The following is a 1476-nucleotide window of genomic DNA, read 5'->3' on the forward strand; positions in this document are numbered from 1 at the left end:
GGGAGGTGCGCAAGACCAGTTGCAGGGGCAGATTACTTCGGCAAAGATACCGCTCTCACGTATGATTTCGCCCGCTCTCTATTGGGTGATGACAGGAGATGATTTCTCGCTCGACATCAACAACTCACGTGAGCCAAAGGTCTTGGTGGTGGGCAATAACCCCGACCGACAAAACATCTATTCAGCTGCACTTGGACTGTATAACAGCCGTATCGTGAAGCTTGTCAATAAGAAGAAACAGCTCAAAAGTTCTGTGATTATTGACGAGTTGCCCACCATCTATTTTCGTGGTCTCGATAACCTTATTGCCACAGCCCGAAGCAATAAGGTTGCCGTATGTTTGGGCTTTCAGGATTTCTCACAGCTTACCCGTGACTATGGAGATAAGGAAAGCATGGTGATACAAAATACAGTTGGCAATGTCTTTTCTGGGCAAGTCGTCGGAGAAACTGCCAAGACATTGAGTGAACGTTTCGGTAAGGTGCTTCAGCAGCGGCAATCCATGACCATCAATCGAAACGATAAGTCCACGTCTATTTCCACACAGATGGACAGTCTTATCCCTGCAAGCAAGATTTCAAACCTCACGCAGGGCATGTTTGTCGGTGCCGTGTCTGATAATTTTGATGAACGTATCGACTAGAAGATTTTTCATGCGGAGATTGTTGTAGATAGTGAAAAGGTTTCCGCCGAGATGAAAGTCTATCAGCCCATACCTGTGATAGTAGACTTCACGAACAAAGATGGCTCCGATAATCTCAAAGAGACTATCGAAGCCAACTATAAACGCATCAAACAAGAGATTCTCTCACTTGTGGAATCGGAGAAAGAACGCATCAGGACGGACCCGACTCTTGCCCACTTGAACAAGGAGTAGACCATTTTCCAACCGATGTCTCCGAGCATCTATTTCTTGCAAAGGTATTCGAGAATAGATACCTTACCATTAGGAATGGAAAGATTGATATTCGAGAGAATATCTTTCGGACAGTATATGTACGTTAATTTCTTAATCATCGGAAGGGCGCGGCACCTGTTGCGCACCGCGCTCCCCCCGATGAAGATAGAGTTTATCGTACGACAAATTTCTTTCCCCTCACCACGTACACGCCGGCGGGCAGGCGGCGCAGCGTTTCGGCGTCGCTGCTTTCGGCCACGCGCACGCCCTGCAGGTTGTACACCGCGCCGCGGGTGTCCGTCGCGTCGTGCGTCACGCCGTCGATGCCCGTGGTGGTGCCGTTGATGTAGGCCTGCACTTGCTCGTCGGAATTAATGACGGTGGTCTCCGAGAAGCCGCCGCCGAAGGTGAGCGCATACGTTTTGGCGGCATCATAGGCCGGGCCGAGGATGTCCTTGGCCGTGGGCAGCGTCACGTTTCCGCCTCGGTTGGCATAGCGCACGGCCGCCACCTTGTTGTCGTAGGTAAATTCCACCTTGCACACGCGCTTGTCGGCCTTGTCGGTGGGCAGCGGCGTG

Annotated in this window: 2 pseudogenes; one reads left to right on the plus strand and one right to left on the minus strand. The window is 51.0% G+C overall.

The features are described from left to right. Positions 1–877: pseudogene (locus HMPREF9999_RS01510) on the plus strand (TraM recognition domain-containing protein); the annotation flags it as partial. 193 nt (positions 878–1070) lie between these two features. Here HMPREF9999_RS01510 and HMPREF9999_RS10565 read toward each other — a convergent pair. Further along, positions 1071–1476: pseudogene (locus HMPREF9999_RS10565) on the minus strand (hypothetical protein); the annotation flags it as partial.

It is taken from the genome of Alloprevotella sp. oral taxon 473 str. F0040 (assembly GCF_000318095.2).
In the GTDB taxonomy this organism is placed as follows: Bacteria; Bacteroidota; Bacteroidia; order Bacteroidales; family Bacteroidaceae; genus Alloprevotella.